This is a genomic window from Sorangium sp. So ce363 (assembly GCF_051520435.1).
Lineage (GTDB): Bacteria > Myxococcota_A > Polyangia > Polyangiales > Polyangiaceae > Sorangium > Sorangium cellulosum_B.
The window spans coordinates 2,243,530-2,264,520 of the sequence record NZ_CP150333.1; the positions used below are offsets into that span (position 1 = coordinate 2,243,530).

Genomic DNA, 20,991 nt, shown 5'->3' on the forward strand with positions numbered 1-20,991 from the left:
CGCGCATGGGGCTCGTCCCCGCATGAGGTGGTGCACGCAATGAAGAGCCGGATGGAGACTACTGAGATCGTCGTCGGACTCGACATCGGGACGACCAAGGTCTCGGCGGTCGTTGGCGAGATCGACGCTGATGGGATCACCATCCTCGGGGTGGGCAACGTCCCGTGCCGCGGCCTGCGGAAGGGCGTGGTGAGCAACATCGACTGGACGGTGCGCTCGATCGCCGAGGCGATCGAGGCCGCCCAGACGATGGCGGGCGTCGAGATCCGCACCGTGTATGCCGGCGTCGCGGGCAGCCACATCCGCTGCCAGCAGTCCGACGGCGTCGCCGCGGTCTCCGGCGGCGAGGTCACGCGTCTGGACGTCGAGCGCGTCCTCGAGGGCGCGCGGGCCATCCCTGTCGACGCCGATCGTCAGATCCTGCACGTCCTGCCGCGCGAGTTCACGGTCGACAACCAGGACGGCATCCGCGACCCGGTCGGGATGAGCGGCGTCCGGCTCGGCGTGAAGGTGAACCTGATCACGGCCGCGACCTCGTGCGTGCAGAACGTCGTCCGCTGCGCGGAGCGCTGCGGCCTCACCGTGGCCGACGTGGTACTGGAGCCGCTCGCCAGCGCCGAGGCGGTGCTCTCCGAGGACGAGAAGGAGATCGGCGTCGCCATCATCGACATCGGCGGCGGTACGACGGACCTGCTCCTCTACGTGGACGGCGGAATCGCGCACGCCAGCGTGATCCCGGCGGGCGGCAACAACGTGACGGCCGACATCGCCGCCGGGTTGCGCACGCCGATGGGCGAGGCCGAGCGCCTCAAGCGCAACGCCGGCTGCGCCCTGGGCCGAATGGTGGGCGACGAGGAGGAGATCGAGGTCCCCGGCGTCGGCGGGCACATGCCGCGCAAGGCGGCGCGCCGCGTCCTGTCGGACATCATCGAGCCGCGCGTCGAGGAGATCTTCGCGGTCATCCGCAAGCGGATCGAGGACACCGGGATGCTCGAGCAGCTCTCGGCCGGCGCGGTGGTCACCGGCGGCGGCGTCCTCATGGAAGGGATGACAGAGTTCGCCGAGGAGATCCTCGGGATGCCCGTGCGCCTCGGCGTGCCGGTCGGCGTGCGAGGCATCACGCAGCTCGTGGCCGGCCCGCAGTACGCGACGGGCGTGGGCCTCGTTCAGTACGGCGCCAACGCACTCGCGCAGGCGCGCGCGCTCACGCCGGTGACGCTCGACGCCGGCCACGCCGGGCGCGCGGAGATCCGTCGCGAGAAGCTCCGCGAGCGCGAGTCGCGTCGAGATGTCGTCGAAGAAATGGCGATTGAAAAGAGGTCGAGCGGGAGGTTCTGGAACTGGCTTCGAGCAGCATTCTAGGCATGACGTGGCAAGAGAAAGTTGTTAGAGAATTGGGTTTGAGAGGATCCGATAGCGCACTGGCGATCCCTCTTGAACGCGAAGTCAAGAGGGTTTGAAGCGCGGTGTTCGAAGGGGAAGAGGCGCCCCTCCGAATGCCGTCCGGAGCGAGGACGTCCTCGCGCACTGAGGGTTCCGCGCCGCTCGACCTCCGTAGGGGTCGGCGCCGGGCCGAGCGGCTAGCTGTACTTCCCCGGGAGGAGTTCATGAGTTTCTCCATCGAGTTTGCCGACGAGCACACCGGGTACGACGCCCGGATCAAGGTCATCGGTTGTGGCGGTTCTGGCGGCAATGCAGTCAACACGATGATCAACTTCGGCCTCGAGGGCGTGGAGTTCATCGTCGTCAACACCGACGCCCAGGCGCTCGGATCGAGCCTCGCCCCGACCAAGCTCCACATCGGAGCGAGCGTCACGCGCGGTCTCGGCGCGGGCGCCGATCCCGAGAAGGGCCGCAAGGCGGCGCTCGAGGACGTGACGCGGGTGAAGGAGTGCCTCCAGGGCGCGGACATGGTGTTCGTCACCGCGGGGATGGGCGGCGGCACGGGCACGGGCGCCGCGCCGGTCATCGCGCAGCTCGCGCGCGAGGAGGGCTGCCTCACCGTCGGCGTCGTGACGAAGCCGTTCTTCTTCGAGGGCAAGCAGCGCTCGCGCCGCGCCGAGCTCGGCCTAGCGATGCTCGCGGAGCACGTCGACACGCTCATCACGATCCCGAACCAGAAGCTCCTCTCGCTGGGCGACGAGGACCTCTCGTTCGTCGAGGCGTTCCGCAAGGCGGACGAGGTGCTCTATCAGGCGATCAAGGGCATCAGCGATCTCATCACGCAGAACGGGATCGTGAACGTCGACTTCGCGGACGTGAAGACGGTGATGTCGAACATGGGCCGCGCGCTCATGGGCACCGGCTGCGCGAAGGGGCAGGGCCGCGCTCGCCTCGCCGCCGAGATGGCCGTCAGCTCGCCGCTGCTCGACGACATCTCGGTCGAGGGCGCGACCGGCGTGCTCATCAACATCGTCGGCGGCCCCGACATGCGGATGCGCGAGATCGAGGAGGCCGCGACGCTCGTGCAGGAGCAGGCGCACGAGGACGCGAACATCATCTTCGGCGCGACGATCGACGAGAACATGGGCGAGATGATCAAGGTGACGGTCATCGCGACCGGCTTCGACCACCTCGTCGCCGAGGTCCCGCAGCAGCTCGCGAGCGCCGCGCAGCCGCGCGCCACCGCGCACTCCATCGGAGCGTCGCTGGCCGCGGCGGCCGGGCCGATGTCGGGCCGCTCCGCCCCGAGCGCTCCTCCCATGCCCATGACGCAGCGCCAGCCGCACCGGCACGAGGAGGTCGCGTATCCGACCACCCGTCGGCCCGCGCCGCAGGTCCAGGCGGCAGGCGGCAGCCCGCGCGACCGCGCGAGCTTCGTCCCTCCGCTCGACGCCGACTGGGACACGCCCGCGTTCCAGCGCCGGGGCCAGTAGAAGCGCCGCAGCCTGCACGGAAGACGTCCCGGCGCGCAGCCACCGCGGGCGTTCACGCTGTATTACGCGTTGACAGGCGCGCACGACGACTTATGGTCTGCCGGCACCTGTGCCCGCTGTCGGGCAGGATCGACGCGGCGGTCCACGATTCATGAGTGAAAAGCGCGACTTCTACGAAGTTCTTGGCCTCGCGCGAGACGCGACGCCTGACGACATTCGCAAGGCCTATCGTCAGGCTGCGTTGAAGAACCATCCGGACCGGAACCCCGGCGATGCGTCGGCGGAGGCCCGCTTCAAAGAGGCCACCGAGGCGTACCAGGTCCTCTCCGACGAGGAGAAGCGCAGGCGGTACGACCAGTTCGGGCACGCCGGCCTCGAGGGGATCGGCGGCGCGGCCGACGGCGACATCTTCTCCCACTTCCAGGACATCTTCTCGGAGTTCTTCGGCGGCTTCGGCGGCGGGCAGCGCCGGCGGCGCGGGCCCGCGCGCGGCCAGGACATCCGGGTTCAGCAGCGGCTCTCGCTGCGGGACGCCTTGCTCGGCTGCAAGCGGGAGGTCGTCCTGCGGACGCCGGTGGCGTGCGACGACTGCTCCGGCTCGGGGGCGAAGCCAGGGACGAAACGCAAGCCGTGCGGTACGTGCGGCGGCGCCGGGCAGGTCTCGACCTCGCGCGGGTTCGTGATGTTCACCCAGACGTGCCCTGAATGCTCGGGCGAGGGCTCGGTCATCAAGACGCCGTGCGCCACCTGCAAGGGGTTCGGGGCGGTCGAGAAGACGCGGAAGGTCGTCGTCAATTTCCCAGCCGGCATCGACGGCGGCCAGCGGCTCAGGGTGCCGGGCCAGGGCATGCCGGGCGCCCAGGGCGCGCCGCCCGGCGATCTGTACGTCGACGTCGATCTCGCCGCGGACGAGCGCTTCGAGCGCGACGGGCTCGACCTCATCACGCGGGCGCCCATCTCCTTCGCCGACGCGGCTCTCGGCAGCATGGTCAAGATCGACCTGCCGGACGACACGGTCGTCGACGTCGAGGTCCCGGCGGGCGTGCAGCCCGGCGAGGTGATCTCGGTCAAGGGCAAGGGCGCGCCCCGGATCGATGGTCGCGGCCGCGGAGCGCTCCAGGTGGTCATCCAGGTCGAGGTGCCGCGGAACCTGTCGCCCGCAGCGCAGGAGCTGCTCCGCAGGTTCCAGGACGAGGTAGCCAAGCACCAGCCGGCGGCGAAGGCGGCGACCGCGTAGGTCTGCTGGTCGCTCGAGCTCCGGCCAGCGCTGCGGCGGCAGCGGCGCGGGGCGGCGCTGCGTGGCGACGAGGTCGGGGTCGCGCGGGCTCATCGCAGAGCCGACGCCCACCGAACTGGCAGGATTTCTAGCGCCAGGCGCGAGCGTGCGCCGTGCTCAGCGCGTCGTGCCGATCCAGGCGCCCGCGCATGCGAGGCTGAAGGCGATGGGGGCGAGCGCGGCCGCGAACACGACGGCGACGGGGGCCGCGAGGCCGAGCAGCACCAGAGAGCCCAGGATGGCGAGCGCCGCCGAGGCGGCCGGCTCAAGGACGCTGCCCGTCGACGAGGCCCGGGCGACGAGATAACCAGCCAAGGGGAAGGCGGCGATCGCCGCTGCGACGAGCAAGAGGAGCGGCGCCGCCGCGGCGGTCGAGGCGTCGCCCCTGTCCACCGCCGCGAAGTCGACGCCGAAGCGATGGCCGAGCGCGATCGCGATCGCGAGCGCGGTCGTCATCACCCCGACCGTGACGAGCGCGCCGAAGGCGATCCACGTGAGCGTCACCGGTCGTTCGGTGCGCCTGAGCGCCTCACGCAACGTTCCGAGCGACGGCGGAGCGATGCGGGGGAGGAAGCGGCGCTCCCTGCGCTGCGAGCTGTGCGGCGACGCGCCTCGGCGGAGCAGGTCGCGGGCGGCGAGGAAGGTCACGAGGCCGGTGCCGAGGAGCACCGGCGCCGCGATGACGAGCGCGACCGGGCGGCACGCAAAGACGATGTAGTCGTAGGCGCCGTTGAGCACCATCGCGCCGAGCCACGCGGCGTTGAAGCGACGGCCGCCCAGCGGCCGCGTGCGCTCGCGGCCCAGCGCGTAGCCCCAGAGCGAGGCGAAGAAGAGGTGCGCCGGCACGGCGAGGAGGGCCCGCGCGATGTCGAGCGGCTCCAGCGGCCGGCCCCACAGGTACACGGCGTTGTGGGCCGACACGAACCCGAGCGCCGCGGCGGCCGCGTACACGAGCCCATCGAACGGCTCCTCCACCGCGCGCAGCCGCGCGATCGGCGCGACGGCCGCCACCTTGAGGCCCTGCTCCAGCGGCGCCGTGACCACGAAGATGTAGACGAGCGTGACGGCGTCGAGCGCGCTGGCGACCTTGTCGACGCCTTGCCAGCGCTGGAGGAACGTCTCGATGAGCAGCGCCGGCACGAACGCGAGCGCGCCGAGCAGCGCCGTCCCCACCGCGAACCGGCGCCTGCCATAGAGGCGCTGCGACCAGACGAGGAGCGCGGCCAGCCCTCCGAGCGGCGCTGCGACGGTGGCGAGCCAGAGGAGCGCGGCGGCGGCGTTCATGGGCGCGAGGGGCGGGGCGGCGGAGCTGGCTTCGCTGCGGCTAGAAGTGGAGGCCGGCGACCGCGGTCAAGGCGAGCGCCGAGCCCACGCTGGAGCCCTCGGCCGCGAGCAGATCGGCCTTGGCTTGCTGAGGCGCGGCGGCTCCGCCCTTGATCCCTTCGATCGCGGCCGAGGAGAGCCCCGGCCTGGTCAGCGCCAGGAGCTCCCAGCTCGCGTTCGCGCCGATCGAGAAGACCGGCGACAGGTAGAGGTCGAGCCCACCGGAGACCCTTCCGTAGAAGCCGCGGATCGCGATGGCGTCGGCCGCACCGCTCACCGCGCTCTTGACGCTGCCGAGGCCGGCGTAGCCGAAGCCCAGATCGACGTGCGGGTCGAGCTTCCCGAGCGGCAGGTGCATGCCGACCTCGCCGCCCAGGGTGAAGAGCTGCCAGTCGCTGAAGAACCCGACCCGTCCGCGGGCGCCCAGCGTGAAGTACAGGAGCCGGACGCCGGCCCCCGCGCCGATGACACCCCCGTTGGCCGCGCTCGAAACGAACCCGGCCGTGAAGTCGTCCTCGTCGATGTTGAACGTCTGGAGGCCGACGTTCTCGTAGCCTCCCTCGACGTTCAGCCAGACGATCTCGAGGCCGCGCCCCGAGTCGCGCTCCTTGGCCTCGTCGAGGCGCTGCTCTGTGCCGTCGGGGGCGGCGGGCTCCGGCTCGGGCGTGGTCATCGGAGGGGGCGGCGCCAGGCCTCCGGCCTGCATCGATGGATCGTACGGGTTCGGCTGCGCGGCCGCGGCGCCGGCGGGCGAGGCGGCGCTGGCGCCGGCGCTCGGCGAGTTCCCCGGGAGCGGCTGCCCCTGCTGTGCCAGGGCCGCGGACGTCATGGAGGCCGACGTGAGAACGGTGAGCAGGCAAAGCGCGCGACGAGCGATCATTCGTCCTCTTCCTGGATGTTCCCGTCGAGCCCGTCGGTTCGTCCCTTCGATTCCACGGTCTCGGCGTCCCCTGTGGATGAAACGGGCGGGCCAGGCACCCGGTAGCCACCGTCGAGCCAGCGGCCGAGGTCCACCAGCTTGCACTGGGGCGAGCAGAACGGAAAGACCGGGTTCTCGGGCCTGGGCCCCGCCGACTTGCGGCAAATCGGGCACCTCGCGCCTGCCAAAGCTCCCATGCGGCGTAACGTAGCAGCGTCCATTGCGGGCATGTAGCCCGCGCTCGGTGAGCAGTGGGCCCGCGCTCGCCGGCATGTGGCCCGCGCTCGGCGGGCGTGTGGCCAGCGCTCGGTGAGTGTGTCGTGTGTCGCCCGCGGCCGGCGCGTCGGCCTGGGTGCTGGAGCGACGCCCGCTCAGCGCGCCGGGACCGCGAGGTAGCGGGGCGCCCCGTGGCGCCGTACCCGCAACAGGAGATCCTTGTGTGCCGCCGCGCCCAGGCGCGCGGTCAGGTCGGCGCCGCCCCGCACCGGCGCGCCGTTCAGGTCGAGCACCACGTCGCCCACCTCGAGGCGGCCAGCCGCAGGGCTCCGAGGCGCGATCGACTCGATGCGCGCTCCTTCCAGAGCGTCGCTCGCCAGCACGCCGAACGGCGGCTGCTCGGCGTCCCTCGGCGCGCGCTCCTCCAGCGCGCGCCAGCTCGACGACGGCTCGTGGGGGGCCGAGGGATCGAGCTTCATCGTCGCGCGCCGGTCCGCGCCGTCGCGCTTGTAGATCAGCTCCACCTCGTCTCCCGGCTTGGCTCGCCGGAGCATGCGCGCGAGCTCGCGCGCGTGCTCGACGCGGTGCCCCTCGACCGACGTGATCACGTCGCCCGGCCTGAAGCCCAGCCGCGATCCGGGGCCCTCCGGCTCGACCTCCGTGATCAGCGCGCCCATCCGCCCTGGCAGCCGGAGCACCCGCGCGAGCTGCGAGGTCACCTCCTGGAAGCTGATCCCGATGCGCCCCCGGTCCACGCGGCCCGTCTCCCGCAGCTCGGGCAGGATCTCGAGCACCTCGTCGATCGGCAGGGCGAAGCTGATGCCGCGGCCATCGGCGTGGATCGCCGTCGCGATGCCGATCACCTGCCCCGTGGCGTCGAAGAGCGGCCCGCCGCTGTTTCCCGGGTTGATGGCGGCGTCGGTCTGGAGGAAGCCGTCGAGGTTCCCCGTGCCCATGGGCCTCGACGTCGCGCTGATGATGCCCCGGGTCACGGTCGGTCCGAGCCCGAACGGGCTCCCGATCACGATGACGCCGTCGCCAGGCCGGACCGGCGCGCTCGATCCCAGGGAGGCGACCCGCAGCGACCCCGCTCCGAGCAGCTTCAACAGCGCCACGTCGAGCGTCGGATCCCGCCCGACCACGGTCGCCTCGAAGGCGCGCTCGTCCGAGAGCTGCACCTCGATGCCGAACGCGTCGCCGATCACGTGATCGCTCGTCAGCACGAGCCCTTCTTCGGCGATCACGAACCCGGATCCGATCGCCCGCTCCACCCGCTGCACACGGCCGTCGAACGGGAGCGCCGGGCCCGCGCGCCCGTCCGGAAACGAGGGCGCGCGCAGGGTGGTGACGGTCACCACCACCGGCCGCACCTGCTCGATCAGCGCAGGCAGGGTCATCGCGCCGCGGGCCGCTGGCGGCTCGGGCGGCGATTCTGCGCGCAGGACCGAGCACGGCGCGCTCGCCGCGCCGCGGGGCGATGGAGGGGGCGAGAGCGCGGCTGCCCGGTCGTCGCAGGCAGCGAGCGGTGCGGTCCCGAGGAACCCGACACACGCCCATGCGGCAGCGCGGAGCCGTCCCACGGGCCGGACGTAGAGCCTCGAGGCGCGACCGCAAGCGCACAAGGACCGGCCGCTGGAAAGCGCTCCGCGCCGCGGCCGAGCTGCTCCGTGGGCCGGACGAGGCGGCGCACGCGCGGCCCGCTGGCCGCTCAGCCAGGAGGCGCGCCTCGCGCGGCCTCCGTGCGCACCACCTGGACGACGACCTCCACCAGGCGACCGCCGGGCTGGACGAACGACGCCTTGCCGCGCCCCCCTTCGAAGCGCCACGCCAGATCGGCAGGGGCGCCTGTCTCTCCCGCGCCTTCGCCGACGCGGACGACGGCGCTCACCTCCAGCGTCTGCTTCCCTGCCGTCACGGCGCCCCGCGCCACCGCGAACGTCCCGCCGCCGAGCAGCGCGATTGTCCGCTTCGCCAGGTTGCTCAGGTGTCGCGCGGGCTCTTCCCCTCCGGGCTCCGGACGCCACGTTGCGATGTGCCCGGCGTCGTCGATGTCGATCACGAAGCGCGCCTTCCCCGCGCTTCCGGGCGGGAGCGTCGCCCAGATCGGATCCGCCTGGCACGCGGGCGGGATGGCCCTCGTGAAGGCGCGCCCGAGGTTGCGCACAGCGCTGACGCCGGCCGCCCCGAAGTCGCCCTCGCCGTCCTCTCCGGCGCCAGCGCTCGTCCGCGCGGCGGCGGAGCGCGCCGGTGCGCCGGCTTCCCCGTTCGCCGCGGGCTCCCGGCGTCGCTCTGCGGGCCGGGGCGTCGCCTTGGGCCGGGGCATCGCCTTGGGCGGGGGCGCTGCCGGGCCGCGCGGCGCGGCCGCCATGGGCGGCGCCGGCTCGCCGCCGGCCTCTGCGGGGCGCTCTGCAGGCGCCGTGGGCCGGCTGGCATCGGCCGGAGCGCGCGCCGTTGGCATGCTCGTCGGCTCGCCGCGCTCGCCGGCCTCGTCGCGCCCGCCGCGAGCGTCGCTCGGGCGCGCCGCGCCACCGCTGCCCGGCAGCGCGGCCGTGAGCCCGGTCCAGAGATCGATCGGCTCGCGCTCCGCCGCTGGCTCGGCGGGATCGCTGGCGGGCACCTCCGGCCCGAGCCGCGCCGAGCTCCACGCGCCCAGATGGACGAGCGCCGATACGAGGAGCGCCGGCAGCATCGCTCGTTGATCGCGCATCGGCTCGCACCCCGCCCTTCGGCCCAGTCGGACGCGCAGCGGCCCCAGCGCCTCGCCGAAGCTCGTTGCCCTTGGCCCGAGGTTCTGCCAGACAGCATCGCGGCTGCAACGTTCCCGAGCGCGCCTTGAAGCTCCTCGCCCTCTCGACCTCGACCCCGCGCGGCAGCGCCGCCCTCTTCGAAGCAGCGGACGTGGACCTGCACGCCGAGGCGGCGGCGTCGCGGGGCGGTGCGCTTTCCACCGCCGGCCTCGCCGCGGCGCCGGCGGCCGGCGCGCGGCTGCTCGCGGCGACGACCTACGCCGACCTGCACGGGCACGCAGAGCGCATCTTCGGAGCCGTCGACGAGGTGCTCGCCGCGGCAGGCCTACCGGCCGCCGCGGTGCAGGCGCTCGGCTGCGACGTGGGGCCCGGCTCGTTCACCGGGGTCCGGGTGGCGGTCGCGGCGGCCAAGGGCGTCGCGCTGGCGCTGGACGTCCCGGTCGCCGGCGTCACATCGCTCGAGGCGATGGCCGCCGCCGCCTTCGCTGCTGGCGCGGCGGGCCCCGGCGATCTCCTGGTCCCGCTGATCGACGCCAAGAAGGGGGAGGTCTTCCTGGCGGCCTTCGATGCGCCCGCGGCGGCGCCTTCGATCCCGCCGCGCCACCTGCCGCGCGACGCGGTGTTCGATGTCGTGGCCGAGCTCGCCGCGGGGCGCCGCATCGTCGTCGTCGGCGCCGTCGCCGAGGAGATCGAGGCGCTCCGGCCGCTCGCCGCGCGGGGCGACGCCCTGGATTTTCCCGACGCGACATGGATCGGACGCCTCGCGATCGACCGGCTCCGGGCGGCCGCCGCGGGCGGCGAGCGCGGGCCAGCGGCGGCCCCGCACGATCCGGCGCTCCTGGAGCCGCTCTATGTGCGCGCGCCGGACGCGAAGCCGGCCGAGCTGGGATACACTCCGCCCCGATGATCAGCTCGCCTGAAGGGGATGGCGTCGCACCCGACGCGGAGCGCGAGGCCTCGAGCCCCAGCGACGCGGAGCGCGCTCCGCCGCCCGCCGCGGCAGCGGAGCCTGCTGGCTCTCCCTCCGTCCCCGCCGCGTCGCGCGACGAGCCCGCCGCCCTGTCCGCCCCCGTGGAGTCGGCCGAGCCGGGGCCCGATCCCGAGCGGCTCCGCGCCCGGTTCGGCCGCCCGTTCGAGGCCGGCGACGTCATCTTCCGCGAGGGCGAGCCCGGGACCGAGGCGTACCTCCTCGAGGAAGGGCGGGTCCGGCTCATCAAGAAGGTCCGCGGCGCCGAGCGCAGCTTGATGGTCCTGAAGCCCGGCGATCTGTTCGGCGAATCCGCGCTCCTCGGCGGCGCGGCGCGCTCGTCGACGGCGATCGCGCTCTCCCGCGGGGTCGCGCTCGCGCTCGATCAGGGCACGCTGCAGAACCTCGTCGAGCGCAACCCGGCCGTCGCGCTGCGTATCATCAAGCAGCTCGTCGGTCGGCTCCGCGACGCGGAGGACCAGATCGAGATCATGATGCTCAACGACACGCAGTCGAAGGTCGTGAACGCGCTCCTCAAGCTCGCGCAGCAGTCGCGCGCCACCGGCGGCGCCGCATCGAACGGCGCCTCGTTCGCGATCTCGCCGATGGAGCTGTCCACCCGCGTCGGCCTCGACGTCGACACGGTGAAGCGCGCCGTCCAGCAGCTCCGGGAGGGCCAGTACCTGCGCGTCGCTGACGAGCGCCTCGAGATCCCGGATATCGAAGCGCTGCGGAGGTTGTTCGGCCTGCTGGGTCTCAAGGACGAGATCCGTGGCGAACAGTGACGAGCAGGAAGCGCCTGCGCCACCATCCTACGCCGACCTGACAATTGCTGGAAGCCGGAATCGGGATCCTGAGAACGCGCCGCGTCTTCCTGGGAGATTCGCAGGTTGACGTGACAAGCGGCCTGGTTTACTCAGGGTTCCCCGCAGGGCAGGCGAAGTCCCGTCCTGACAATGTGCCGCGCCGCGGCATCGTTCGGCAGCGGATTCAAGATCGCACATGACCTCGCAGCGACACAGGACAGCAGCGACCCGCGCGGGGTGCATCCCCAGCGCGGCTGCTGTCGTGTCGATGGGGTCGCTGTTGTCGTTTGCGTCCGTCGCGTCCGTCGCGTCCATTGCGCCGCTCGCGCTCGCGTCGTGCGGTGGCGCGCAGCCCTCGGCGCAGACGAGCGACGCGCGGTCGCTCGCGGAATATGATCTCGCGCGCGACTCGTTCCAGCGCGGTCGCCTGCGCGAGGCGCTGGCGCACGTCGAGCAGGCGCTCTCGCACGACGAGGACAACGCCGAGGCGTCCTATCTCGGCGCCTTGATCCTGCTCGGCTTCTGCGCGGGTGATGCCCACTCCAGCGACTGCCGCTTCGACAGCGCCGAGAAGATGGCGCGGCGGGCCCTCGAGGCGAACCCGGAGATGCGGGACGCGAAGAACGCGCTCGGCGTCATCCTCGTGCATCAGCGGCGCTACGACGAGGCGATCGCGGTGCTCAAGCCGCTGACCGAGGACATCCTGTACGCCTCGCCGGAGAAGTCGTGGGGCAACCTGGGCTGGGCGTACCTGCTCAAGGGCAGGAACGACGAGGCGATCGACGCGCTACGCCGCGCGATTGCCGCGCAGCCGCTCTTCTGCGTGGGGCAGTACCGGCTCGGCCTCGCCTACGAGAAGCGAGGCGAGCTCGATCTGGCGCGCGAGGCGCTGACGAGGGCGGTCGAGACCGACCAGCCGGAGTGCACGCGGCTGCAGGACGCGTTCGACGCGCGCGCCCGCATCGCCGAGAAGAGGGGGCTCGTGGACGACGCGCGCGCCGATCTCGAGCGGTGCCGGGAGATCAACGCGACGACGCCCGTGGGGCAGCGCTGCGCTGCACAGTTACAGACGTTGCAATAGGGCCTCGGCGCGCCGCTCTCCGAGAAGTACCGCGGGGTGCGCTAGGGGGTTGAGCAACGGTTCTCAGGGTGAGTAGAGTGACGACCGAATGACGATGGGTGGAATGGGATGGAGTCGATCGGACGCTACCTGAGACGCACGCGTGAGGCCCGAGCCATGAGCGTGGAGGAAGTCGCCCGCGCCACGCGCATCCCGGTGATCTCCATCGAGCGAATCGAGGCAGATCATTTCGACGACCTGCCCGGCGAGGTGTTCGTTCGCGGGTTCTTGAAGGCGTACGCTCGCGCGGTCTCGCTCCCGATGGAGGAGGTGTTGGCCCGATATACGGCGAGCCGCCGGATCGCGCTGGTGACACCGCTGCCCATCGCGGCGCCCGCGCGCCGCACCCAGAGCAGGCGCTTCGGGGTCGCGATCGCGTTCGTGTTGCTGCTCATCCTCTTCACGCTGGCGCTCAGCATCGTGCTCAGGCCCCGCGGCCACGACATGCCGCCGGAGCTGTCGGAGGGCACGCTCGCGAGGGCTCGTACCTCCCTCTCGGCCTGAGGGCCAAATTTTCGCCGGGCGCTCGCGCGCGGTTCGCGCCATAACCGCCGGTACCTGCCATGCCTCGATCGGTTCGCCCGCGGACGGAGCGCCTCCGGACCGGGGCGCTTCTGGTCCGGCGTGTCCCTTTCGGTGAAGCCGACCTCCTGGTCGGGCTCTTCACCGAGCAGGGGGGGCTCATCTCTGCCACGGCGCGCGGCGCGCGCCGCTCGGCCAAGCGCTTCCCGGCGCTCGAGCCGATGCACCTGCTCCGCGTGACGCTGGAGATCCGTCAGGGCGCGGAGCTCGCCCAGCTCACGGAAGCGGCGATCGAGCGCCCGCGCCTGCGCCTCGCGGGGGATCTCGGGCGCCTCGATGTGGCCGGGCGCGCGCTGCGCTGGGTGCGGGAGATCGCGCCGGCGCACACCGCCGAGCAGGCGGCGTGGAGCGAGCTGAACCAGCTGCTCGACCGCCTCGACGAGGTGTCCACGGCCCCTCCCCAGGCGCTGCTCGTGGAGACCGGCCTGCGTCTGCTCGTCGCGTTCGGCTGGGGCCTCGAGCTCACGCAGTGCGTCCGTTGCGGGCGCGCCTGCGACACGACGCAGTCGGCCTGTGCCGACCCGGCGCGCGGCGGCCTCGTCTGCCGGGCCTGTGGCGGCGGTCCTGTCGTGCTGCGGCCGGAGCCGAGGGAGCGGCTGCTGGCAGCGATGCTCGGCGGCGCGCCGATCCCGGAAGAGGACGTCCCGCTCGCGCTCGACCTCGTCGAGGGCGCGCTCACGGCGCACGCGAGTGGGGGCTAGAGCGACCGACGGCCGCCCGTCTCCTGCGCGGGCGGCCGCCGCTCGGCGGCTCTTCTAGTGGTTCGGATAGTGGTTCGGAGTCACGCCACGGCTCTCCAGAAGCGGGTCATCGCGCGCGGTGCTTCCGGCGGCCCCGCGATCTCCACGTAGGGCCGGCCGGGCGCGGCGCGAGGGAACGAGAAGCTCCCGGTGTTCGCGTAGCCGTCGCCGAGCGCCTCGCGGTGCGTGTGGCCGAAGACGACCAGCTTCGCGCCGGTCGTCCTCGCGACGCGGCCAGCGCTCTCGGCCAGGCGCTCGGTGACCGTGCCGGCGTAGCGGTTGTGCCCGTTCGCCCAGCTCGCGCCCATCAGCAGCGCGCCGAGCCCGAGCGCCGCGGCGCCGGTCCCCCGCGCGCCGAGCCCGAGCGCCGCGATCCCGGCGCCCATCGACAGCGTCGCGATCACGCGATCGAAGTACAGCCGCGTGAACGTGCGCGCTGCGCTCTCCAGGGTCGGCGTGGCCCCGAGCCCGACGAGCGCGTCTGCCATCGCGCGCGGCACCCCGAGCTCGTGCGCGAAGCGCTCCATGGCCGCGGCGCCCACCGTGGCCTCGCCTCCCGCGCGGTAGAGCGGGCCGCTCTTCAACATCGCGCCGATCGCCGCGTGGAAGTAGCGGTAGATGACGTAGGGCGCGCGAGGGCCGTACCAGGTGAACGCCGAGAGGAACAAGCTGAGCGGCGTCTGATCGTTCGCCTGCAGATAGCGGTGCGCGCCGGTTGGCGCGATGAACTCCTCGACGAAGTGAACGCCGAGGCTGCGCTCACCGACCACGAGCGGGTGAGCCGGGGCGTTGTCAGGATCGTACAGGTGGCCGTGCTCCAGATGGATCGCCCCCTCGCGGAAGAACCAGGGCGTCGTCCGGAGCCGCGACCGTGCCTCGCCGGTCACCTCGAGCGCCTCCGCCAGCGCCACGGGGAAGTCGGGCGCCCCGACCTCGGCGTCGTGGTTGCCACCCGCCAGCCAGAGCTCGCCGCCGCGGTCGAGGTGCTCGGCGAGCGCCGCCCGCGCGGTCGGGTGCGCGAGGAGCGCCTCGCGCAGCGCGCGCGGCCGGGGCATCCAGGGCGACTCGGAGGAGAGATCGAACAGATCGCCCGCGACCACGATGCGTGCCCCCCGGTGGGCCTCCACGAACCGGGCAAGATCGGCGGTCACGTCGCGCGGCGTCTGGCGCACGAGATGGAGATCGGCGAGCACGACTGTGCGGCGCTGCGTCATAACCTTCCTTATCCATCACGTCCGTCCAGGCGCTGCAACTCGCCGCCAGCCACGCGATCTCGGCTGGTGGCCATGTGGACGAGGGCTGCCCACCGAGCTCAGCGTTCCACCGAGCTCAGCGCCCGTCTGTCACATCCGTGACGCTCGCGTCGCGGCCCGATGTCGCTGCCGGGATGCGGCGCTTCATCGCTTCATCACCGTCACCGTTGCCGCGCGGCCCTGGCACGGGCTCGACGCCTGCGGCGCTGCGTCCCATGCAAGCGGGCATGGAAGGCTCGGCGCGGACGCGACCCTCGGCCCAGCGGGTGAACGGTGGACTGCTCGCAGAGATCACCCGTGCCCTGAGGGGCAAGGACATCGAGGCCCTCTCCCGGATCTACGCGGAAGACGCCGTGATCGAGGAGGTGAGCAGCCGTGATCCGCCGGCCCACCCCAGCGTCACCAGCGGGAGGCACGCGATCCTGGAGCGGCTCAAGAGCGACCTCTTCCGCGATCCGGTCTCGGGCTGGGAGCGCCAGCTCGACACGACGGAGATCCTGGACGGAATCGAGACCGACGAGGGGCTGGCGTACATGGAGGTGCGCGTCTATGCGGCCGGCGATCGGGTCGTCGCGCAGCACCTGGCCCGCAAGAAGAACGGCCTCATCGGCCACGATCGCGTCGTCGTCGCCTGGGACGCGGACTGAGCCAGCGCCAGCGAGCGGCGGCGCCCTCACGCGCCGGCGAGGGCTGCGCTGCTCGCGCGGCGCCGATGCTGCGCTGCTCGCGCGGCGCCGATGCTGCGCTGCTCGCGCGGCGCCGATGCTGCGCTGCTCGCGCGGCGCCGATGTAGAGTAGCGCCGTGACCACCGCCGTCCTCCTCAGCTGCCACGGCACCGTCGAGCGGCTCGACGATCTGCCCGCATTCGTCACCAACATCCGTCGCGGCAGGCCCGCCCCGCCGGAGGTGATCGACGAGGTCCGCCGCCGCTTCCAGGCGATCGGCGGCTCGCCGCTCATGCGCATCACGCAGGCCCAGGCGGACGCGCTCGCTGCGAGGCTCGGTCTCCCGGTCGCCATCGCCGGGCGCCTCTGGCACCCGTATCCGGCCGAGGTGCTCGGCGCGCTCCACCGCAGCGGCGTGAGGCGCGTCGTCTCGCTGCCACTCGCGCCGCAGTCCGTCGACGTCTACCACGCCGTCGTCCGCGACGCGGCTGCCGAGCAGGGCGGCATGGAGGTCCGGTGCGTGCCCGCGTGGGGGCTCGAGCCGGCGCTGATCGACGCCTTCGTCGAGGTGATCGACGAGGCGCTCGCGCGCATCCCCGAGGAGGGCCGGGCGAAGGCGGCGGTGATCCTCTCCGCCCACAGCCTCCCGCAGCGGATCATCGCCGCCGGAGATCCGTACGAGCGCCAGTTCCGCGCGATGGCCGCCGAGGTGGAGCGCCGCATCGCCGCCCGCGGGAATCCGGTGCTCGTCGCCTTCCAGAGCCAGGGCATGACCGGCGACGCCTGGCTCGGTCCGGATCTGCGGTCGACGTTCGACGGCCTCGCCGCGCGCGGCGTGCGGGAGGCGCTGATCGCGCCGATCGGCTTCGTCGCGGATCACGTCGAGACCCTCTACGATCTCGACGTGGAGGCGCAGGTCTTCGCCCGTGAGGCGGGCCTCGCGCGGCTCTCCCGGGCGCCGGCCGTGAACACGCGGCCGCGCTTCATCGACGCCCTGGAAGCGCTCGTCCGGCGCGAGCTCGCGCAGGCCGCGCCGTAGGCGGCGCCGCGCCGGCTCAGCGCTCGCTGACGCGGCGCTTGCGCGGGAGCCTCGACACGGTCGCGCGGAGGAGCCCCGGGGCGTGCCTCGAGAGCGACACCCCGAGCTTGCCGTGGGCGGTCACGATCACCTCGGCGCGCCGCGCGGCGATGCCGTCCATGATCTGTCGCGCCGCCGTCTGCGCCGGCATGACGAGCCAGCGCGGCACGGGATCCGGGGTGCCCTCGTGCAGGTTGCCCGCGTTGTCGATCTGGCGGATCTCGCTCGCCACGTACCCCGGCGCGACGTGCGTGACCGCGACGCCCTCGGCGTGGAGCTCCGCGCGCAGCGTCTCGGCGAGGGCGCGCACCGCGAACTTGCTCATCGTGTAGGCGCCCACCGCGGGGACCGCGAGGTAGCCCATCACGCTGCCGACGAGCGCGACGCCGCCGCGTGATCGCTTGAGCTCCGGCAGCGCGGCCTTCACGGTGCGCAGCGCGCCGAAGACGTTGGTCTCGAACTGCCGGCGGAAATCGTCGAGCGCGAGCTCCTCGACGCGCCCCGCCACGCCGAACCCGGCGTTCGCGATGGCGACGTCGAGCCCCCCGAACGCCTCGCTCGCCTGCGCGACGGCGCGCTCCACGTCGCCGTCGCGCGTGACGTCGCACGGGGTCGCGAGCGCCTCGCCGCCGGACCGCCGGATCTCCGTCGCGAGCGCCTCGATCCGCTGGGCCCGCCGCGCCGCGAGGACGACCCGGCCGCCGCGCCGGGCGACCTCCCGGGCGAGGGCCTCGCCGATCCCCGACGACGCGCCCGTGATGAGAACGACCCGCCCGGCGAGCTTGCTTGCCATGGACGCCCGCATACCACGATCGCGGGAGCGCGCGCCCTGGCGCGCCCTCGCGCGCTCGCTCATGCTCGGCCTTTCGCCGTTCGGTCGCGCCGGTGGCGTCGGTTACGATGGCCTCACCCGGGCTCGACCGGGCGCCGCGTCTCAGCGTAGGTTTGCGTTCGTTTGCGTTCGTTTGCGTTCGTTTGCGTTCGTTTGCGTGCGGTCGTGCACGATTGACGAACGGTCGCGCACGGTTGCGCACGGGGTGACATGCGAAACCACTCGATCCGCCGCTCTCTTGCCGCTCTCCTCGTCGCCGCCGCCTGCGCGGCCGCCGCTCCCGCCTCCGGCGAGCCGTCCCCCTCGCTTTCGCGCGCGGAGGCGCTCCTCGCGCAGGGCGACTACGCGGAGGCCGAGAAGGTCATCCTCAGCCTCCAGGGCGGGAAAGAGCGCGCCGCGGCGCTGCTCGCGAAGGCGCGGATCGAGCTGCTCACGGGCCGCTACGACGATGCGGCGAAGACGGCGAAGGCCGCCGCCGCGCTCGGCAAGGAGGCGCGGATCGCCGCCGCGCCGCTCCGGGCCCAGGCGCTCGCGCGCCGCGGGAAGATGGCCGAGGCGATCGCGGCGGTGCGCGAGGTGGAGCGGGAGGACGAGGCCCGCCGCGCGCGGCTCATGCTCGGCGAGCTCCTGATCGAGTCGGGCAAGCGGGGCGAGGCGCGCGCGCCGCTGATGACGATCATCGACGACTACAACGATGACAAGATCACCGCGAGCGACGCGGAGGGGCTGTCGCTTGTCGGGCGCGCGGCGCACCTGCTCCGGAGCGCGCGCGACGCGAACGACGCGTTCAACGCGGCCGAGAAGGTCGGCGGCAAGCAGCGGGTCGAGACGTTGCTCTGGCGGGCCGAGCTGTTCCTCGACAAATACGACCCCGGCCACGCCGGTCAGGTCGTGAAGGAGGCGCTCAAGCTCGCCCCGAAGGATCCGCTTTGCCGCGTCGCCATGGCGCGCGTCAAGCTCGAGAGCGCGATGGACTTCGGCGGCGCCGACAGCGAGGTTGCGCAGGCGCTCTCCGTGAATCCGAACCTCGCCGAGGCGTATTTCGTCCGCGCCGGGCTCGCGCTCCGCGACATGGACATCGACGCCGCGGACGCCGCGGCCGACCGCGGGCTCAAGGTGAACCCGAACGACCTCGCGCTGCTCTCGATCAAGGCGGCGGGCCGCTTCCTCGCCGACGACGCGGCCGGCTTCGAGACCATCAAGGCGAAGGTGCTCGGCCTGAACCCGGAGTTCTCGCGGTTCTTTCAGATCGTCGGCGAGTTCGCGGAGTGGGAGCATCGCTACGACGACATCGTCAAGATGATGGGGGAGGCGACGCAGGTCGATCCGAACGACGCGAAGGCGCACGCCACGCTCGGCCTGAACCTGATCCGCGCCGGCGACGAGAAGAGCGGCGTGCTCTCGCTCCAGAAGGCGTGGGACAAGGACCGCTTCAACGTGCGGGTCTTCAACACGCTGAACCTCTACGAGAAGGACATCGCGGCGCAGTACGTGACCGTGGAGGGGCAGACGTTCCGCGTCCGCTACCACAAGCAGGAGCGGGCGATCCTCGAGCGGTACGTGCCGCGCATGCTCGAGGAGGCCTGGGGCTCGATGGTGAAGCGGTACGGCTTCACGCCGAAGGTCCCGGTCTCGATCGAGCTCTACGCGTCGACGGAGAACTTCAGCGTCAGGACGAGCGGCCTGCCCAACGTGGGCATCCAGGGCGTCTGCTTCGGCCAGACGCTCGCGGCGTTGAGCCCGGCGGCGGGGGAGTTCAACTGGGGGAACGTGCTGTGGCACGAGCTCGGGCACGTCTTCGCGATCCAGCTCTCGAAGAACCACGTCCCGCGCTGGTTCACCGAGGGGCTCAGCGAGTACGAGACGATCGTGCGGCGGCCCGAGTGGCACCGTGAGGAAGATCCGGCGCTGTTCGCCGCCCTGAAGGGCGGGAGGATCCCGGCGGTCGACGGGTTCAACCGGGCGTTCACGCACGTCGACGACATCGAGGACGTGACGATGGCTTACTTCGCGGCGAGCCAGATCGTGGTCTTCATGGCGGGCGAGTTCGGCTTCCCGAAAGTGGTCTCGATGCTGCCCCGGTGGGCCGCGGGCAAGCGGACGCAGGAGGTGGTGAAGGAGTCGCTCGGGATCAGCGCCGAGGAGCTCGACCGGCGCTTCCGCGCGTGGCTGAAGCCCCGCCTCGAGCGCTACGAGAAGCAGTACGTCCCGGATCTGCACGCGCCGCCGCTCGACGAGGCGCGCAAGGCGGCGGCGCGCGCTCCGAAGGACGCGAAGCGGCTCGTCGAGCTCGCGCTCGCGCTGTTCGAGGACGGGCAGCGCCAGGAGGGAGAGGCGGTGCTCGCCGAGGCGCTCCGGGTCGACCCGAAGCAGCCCGACGCGACCTACCTCAAGGTGCGGGCGGCCTTCGCCGAGAAGAAGCCCGACGAGGCGGCGAGGCTCCTGAGCAAGATGATCGCCGACGGGAACGACGGCTACGTCGTGCGGATGAAGCTCGCCGATCTCGCCGAGCTGAAGAAGGATGCGGCGAAGATGAAGGCGAACCTCGAGGCGGCGTCGCGCCAGGATCCCACGCAGGCCGAGCCGCTCCAGGGGCTCTACGACCTCGCGCGCCGGCAGAAGGACGCGGCGGGCGAGCTCTCGGCGCTGCGCCGGCTCGCGCTCCTCGACCAGCACGATCGCCGGGTCTGGCGGCGGCTGCTACGGCTGCTCGTGGAGCGCGGCGCGTGGGAGGAGGCGCGCAAGGTCGGCGAGGGCGCGATCTTCGTCGACGTGGCGAACCCGGAGATCCACCGGCTCTATGCGCGGGCGCTGGCGCGCACGGGGCGGCACGTGTCGGCGATCTACGAGCTGAACAGCGCGCTCCTGTCCGGGCCGAAGCCGGGGGATGCGGCGGAGATCTACGGGGAGCTCGCCAAGGCGTACGCGAAGATGAAGCGGGACGACTACGCGAAGCAGGCGCTCGAGTACCAGAAGGCGATGAAGGGCGCGTCGCCGCCTGCGCCGCGGGCGATGCCGGATTGAGGTTCGGGGCTCGGGGCGAGGGGAGGGCGGAGATCCCGGCTGCACGCGCCGGAGGGGGTCTCCGCGCGGCAGGGCGCGGGTGGGCGCTCGGCCATCCGCCGAGGCGGGAGCGTGGAGCTTGCGCATCGACCGCCGCCCGGCATGTCTCCCTTCGGGCCTTGCCACCTGGGACGTTTCGTCGCGCGCCACACAAGGCGCGCCTGAGACGTGGAGCCCGCCGGGACCTTATGGCACCTCGGTCGGTGCTCGCCGCGCCCACCCGCGCCCTGCCGCGCGGAGACCCCCTCCGGCGCTCGCGTGGTGCCAGAGCAAATCGCCGCGCGTTGAGGGTGAGGATTCGCCGGCCCCACCCCGCCGGCAGACCGGAAACGGTTACGGGTAGGCAGCTGGGAGCCTTTGGCGAACCGGAAACGGTCCGGGGGAGGCAGCTGGGAGCCTTTGAGAAACCGGAAGCGGTCGCCAGTACCTCCTTACTTGATGGCACCGCGCCTTCTGAGAAGTCTGGCCGGCGATGTATGCGACAGGCTCTGGTGTGCCGTCTGCCGGTCGGGGGCAGGCGCTGCTGG

At 72.5% G+C, this 20,991-nt stretch carries 18 protein-coding genes; 11 read left to right on the forward strand and 7 right to left on the reverse strand.

What is annotated here, in order from left to right; genetic code table 11:
• Positions 1 to 39: 39 nt before the first annotated feature.
• The 3 genes from ftsA to dnaJ all read left to right on the forward strand — a co-directional run bounded on the left by ftsA (position 40) and on the right by dnaJ (position 4,113).
• Positions 40 to 1,362: a cell division protein FtsA gene (gene ftsA, locus WMF12_RS08710; RefSeq protein WP_437745136.1), complete on the forward strand. Its 1,323-nt coding sequence runs from the start codon at positions 40 to 42 to the stop codon at positions 1,360 to 1,362.
• Positions 1,363 to 1,607: 245 nt separating this feature from the next.
• On the forward strand, positions 1,608 to 2,876 hold the full coding sequence (gene ftsZ, locus WMF12_RS08715) for a cell division protein FtsZ (protein WP_437745137.1): 1,269 nt from the start codon (positions 1,608 to 1,610) through the stop codon (positions 2,874 to 2,876).
• Positions 2,877 to 3,027: 151 nt separating this feature from the next.
• A complete protein-coding gene (gene dnaJ / locus WMF12_RS08720) occupies positions 3,028 to 4,113 on the forward strand; it encodes a molecular chaperone DnaJ (protein ID WP_437869951.1) in 1,086 nt (361 codons plus the stop codon).
• 156 nt (positions 4,114 to 4,269) lie between these two features.
• On the opposite strand, the gene WMF12_RS08725 is transcribed toward dnaJ, so the two are convergent.
• The 5 genes from WMF12_RS08725 to WMF12_RS08745 form a co-directional block, all read right to left on the reverse strand.
• Positions 4,270 to 5,436 carry a PrsW family intramembrane metalloprotease gene (locus WMF12_RS08725; protein ID WP_437869952.1) on the reverse strand — a complete coding sequence of 389 codons (1,167 nt, stop codon included), beginning with the start codon at positions 5,434 to 5,436 and terminating at the stop codon, positions 4,270 to 4,272.
• 40 nt (positions 5,437 to 5,476) lie between these two features.
• Entirely contained in the window at positions 5,477 to 6,355 is an 879-nt protein-coding gene (locus WMF12_RS08730) for a hypothetical protein (protein ID WP_437869953.1), read from the reverse strand.
• Positions 6,352 to 6,591: a DNA gyrase inhibitor YacG gene (locus tag WMF12_RS08735; RefSeq protein WP_437869955.1), complete on the reverse strand. Its 240-nt coding sequence runs from the start codon at positions 6,589 to 6,591 to the stop codon at positions 6,352 to 6,354. The genes WMF12_RS08730 and WMF12_RS08735 overlap by 4 nt, the downstream gene beginning before the upstream one ends.
• Before the next feature lie 174 nt (positions 6,592 to 6,765).
• Complete coding sequence (locus WMF12_RS08740; protein WP_437869957.1) at positions 6,766 to 8,007, reverse strand: trypsin-like peptidase domain-containing protein; 1,242 nt, start codon at positions 8,005 to 8,007, stop codon at positions 6,766 to 6,768.
• A gap of 311 nt (positions 8,008 to 8,318) precedes the next feature.
• Positions 8,319 to 9,317: a hypothetical protein gene (locus WMF12_RS08745; protein WP_437869958.1), complete on the reverse strand. Its 999-nt coding sequence runs from the start codon at positions 9,315 to 9,317 to the stop codon at positions 8,319 to 8,321.
• Positions 9,318 to 9,442: 125 nt separating this feature from the next.
• Between WMF12_RS08745 and tsaB the strand changes: the two genes are divergently transcribed.
• The 5 genes from tsaB to recO all read left to right on the forward strand — a co-directional run bounded on the left by tsaB (position 9,443) and on the right by recO (position 13,533).
• Positions 9,443 to 10,264 carry a tRNA (adenosine(37)-N6)-threonylcarbamoyltransferase complex dimerization subunit type 1 TsaB gene (tsaB, locus tag WMF12_RS08750; protein ID WP_437745143.1) on the forward strand — a complete coding sequence of 274 codons (822 nt, stop codon included), beginning with the start codon at positions 9,443 to 9,445 and terminating at the stop codon, positions 10,262 to 10,264.
• Complete coding sequence (locus tag WMF12_RS08755; protein ID WP_437869965.1) at positions 10,261 to 11,109, forward strand: Crp/Fnr family transcriptional regulator; 849 nt, start codon at positions 10,261 to 10,263, stop codon at positions 11,107 to 11,109. The genes tsaB and WMF12_RS08755 overlap by 4 nt, the downstream gene beginning before the upstream one ends.
• A gap of 217 nt (positions 11,110 to 11,326) precedes the next feature.
• On the forward strand, positions 11,327 to 12,211 hold the full coding sequence (locus tag WMF12_RS08760; protein WP_437869967.1) for a tetratricopeptide repeat protein: 885 nt from the start codon (positions 11,327 to 11,329) through the stop codon (positions 12,209 to 12,211).
• Positions 12,212 to 12,319: 108 nt separating this feature from the next.
• A complete protein-coding gene (locus WMF12_RS08765; protein WP_044964367.1) occupies positions 12,320 to 12,754 on the forward strand; it encodes a helix-turn-helix domain-containing protein in 435 nt (144 codons plus the stop codon).
• Positions 12,755 to 12,813: 59 nt separating this feature from the next.
• Positions 12,814 to 13,533, forward strand: a complete 720-nt coding sequence (recO, locus tag WMF12_RS08770) for a DNA repair protein RecO (RefSeq protein WP_437869973.1) — start codon at positions 12,814 to 12,816, stop codon at positions 13,531 to 13,533.
• An 80-nt stretch (positions 13,534 to 13,613) separates the two neighbouring features.
• On the opposite strand, the gene WMF12_RS08775 is transcribed toward recO, so the two are convergent.
• On the reverse strand, positions 13,614 to 14,786 hold the full coding sequence (locus tag WMF12_RS08775; protein ID WP_437869974.1) for a hypothetical protein: 1,173 nt from the start codon (positions 14,784 to 14,786) through the stop codon (positions 13,614 to 13,616).
• A 254-nt stretch (positions 14,787 to 15,040) separates the two neighbouring features.
• Between WMF12_RS08775 and WMF12_RS08780 the strand changes: the two genes are divergently transcribed.
• A complete protein-coding gene (locus WMF12_RS08780) occupies positions 15,041 to 15,472 on the forward strand; it encodes a hypothetical protein (RefSeq protein ID WP_437869975.1) in 432 nt (143 codons plus the stop codon).
• A 155-nt stretch (positions 15,473 to 15,627) separates the two neighbouring features.
• Entirely contained in the window at positions 15,628 to 16,530 is a 903-nt protein-coding gene (hemH, locus tag WMF12_RS08785; protein ID WP_437745149.1) for a ferrochelatase, read from the forward strand.
• Positions 16,531 to 16,546: 16 nt separating this feature from the next.
• Here the strand turns inward: hemH and WMF12_RS08790 are convergent, their stop codons facing one another.
• The gene (locus WMF12_RS08790; RefSeq protein ID WP_437745150.1) at positions 16,547 to 17,362 is read right to left on the reverse strand and encodes an SDR family oxidoreductase; all 816 of its coding nucleotides are present in this window, start codon (positions 17,360 to 17,362) and stop codon (positions 16,547 to 16,549) included.
• Positions 17,363 to 17,611: 249 nt separating this feature from the next.
• Here WMF12_RS08790 and WMF12_RS08795 point away from each other — a divergent pair, with 249 nt between their 5' ends.
• On the forward strand, positions 17,612 to 20,425 hold the full coding sequence (locus WMF12_RS08795; protein WP_437869978.1) for a tetratricopeptide repeat protein: 2,814 nt from the start codon (positions 17,612 to 17,614) through the stop codon (positions 20,423 to 20,425).
• Positions 20,426 to 20,991: the final 566 nt, after the last annotated feature.

Bases quoted from the DNA above. Each gene is read 5' to 3' on its own strand.
- ftsA (WP_437745136.1), top strand. From the start codon at position 40: ATGAAGAGCCGGATGGAGACTACTGAGATCGTCGTCGGACTCGACATC.
- ftsZ (WP_437745137.1), top strand. From the start codon at position 1,608: ATGAGTTTCTCCATCGAGTTTGCCGACGAGCACACCGGGTACGACGCC.
- dnaJ (WP_437869951.1), top strand. From the start codon at position 3,028: ATGAGTGAAAAGCGCGACTTCTACGAAGTTCTTGGCCTCGCGCGAGAC.
- WMF12_RS08725 (WP_437869952.1), bottom strand. From the start codon at position 5,436: ATGAACGCCGCCGCCGCGCTCCTCTGGCTCGCCACCGTCGCAGCGCCG.
- WMF12_RS08730 (WP_437869953.1), bottom strand. From the start codon at position 6,355: ATGATCGCTCGTCGCGCGCTTTGCCTGCTCACCGTTCTCACGTCGGCC.
- WMF12_RS08735 (WP_437869955.1), bottom strand. From the start codon at position 6,591: ATGGGAGCTTTGGCAGGCGCGAGGTGCCCGATTTGCCGCAAGTCGGCG.
- WMF12_RS08740 (WP_437869957.1), bottom strand. From the start codon at position 8,007: ATGACCCTGCCTGCGCTGATCGAGCAGGTGCGGCCGGTGGTGGTGACC.
- WMF12_RS08745 (WP_437869958.1), bottom strand. From the start codon at position 9,317: ATGCGCGATCAACGAGCGATGCTGCCGGCGCTCCTCGTATCGGCGCTC.
- WMF12_RS08755 (WP_437869965.1), top strand. From the start codon at position 10,261: ATGATCAGCTCGCCTGAAGGGGATGGCGTCGCACCCGACGCGGAGCGC.
- WMF12_RS08760 (WP_437869967.1), top strand. From the start codon at position 11,327: ATGACCTCGCAGCGACACAGGACAGCAGCGACCCGCGCGGGGTGCATC.
- WMF12_RS08765 (WP_044964367.1), top strand. From the start codon at position 12,320: ATGGAGTCGATCGGACGCTACCTGAGACGCACGCGTGAGGCCCGAGCC.
- recO (WP_437869973.1), top strand. From the start codon at position 12,814: ATGCCTCGATCGGTTCGCCCGCGGACGGAGCGCCTCCGGACCGGGGCG.
- WMF12_RS08775 (WP_437869974.1), bottom strand. From the start codon at position 14,786: ATGACGCAGCGCCGCACAGTCGTGCTCGCCGATCTCCATCTCGTGCGC.
- WMF12_RS08780 (WP_437869975.1), top strand. From the start codon at position 15,041: ATGCAAGCGGGCATGGAAGGCTCGGCGCGGACGCGACCCTCGGCCCAG.
- WMF12_RS08790 (WP_437745150.1), bottom strand. From the start codon at position 17,362: ATGGCAAGCAAGCTCGCCGGGCGGGTCGTTCTCATCACGGGCGCGTCG.
- WMF12_RS08795 (WP_437869978.1), top strand. From the start codon at position 17,612: ATGCGAAACCACTCGATCCGCCGCTCTCTTGCCGCTCTCCTCGTCGCC.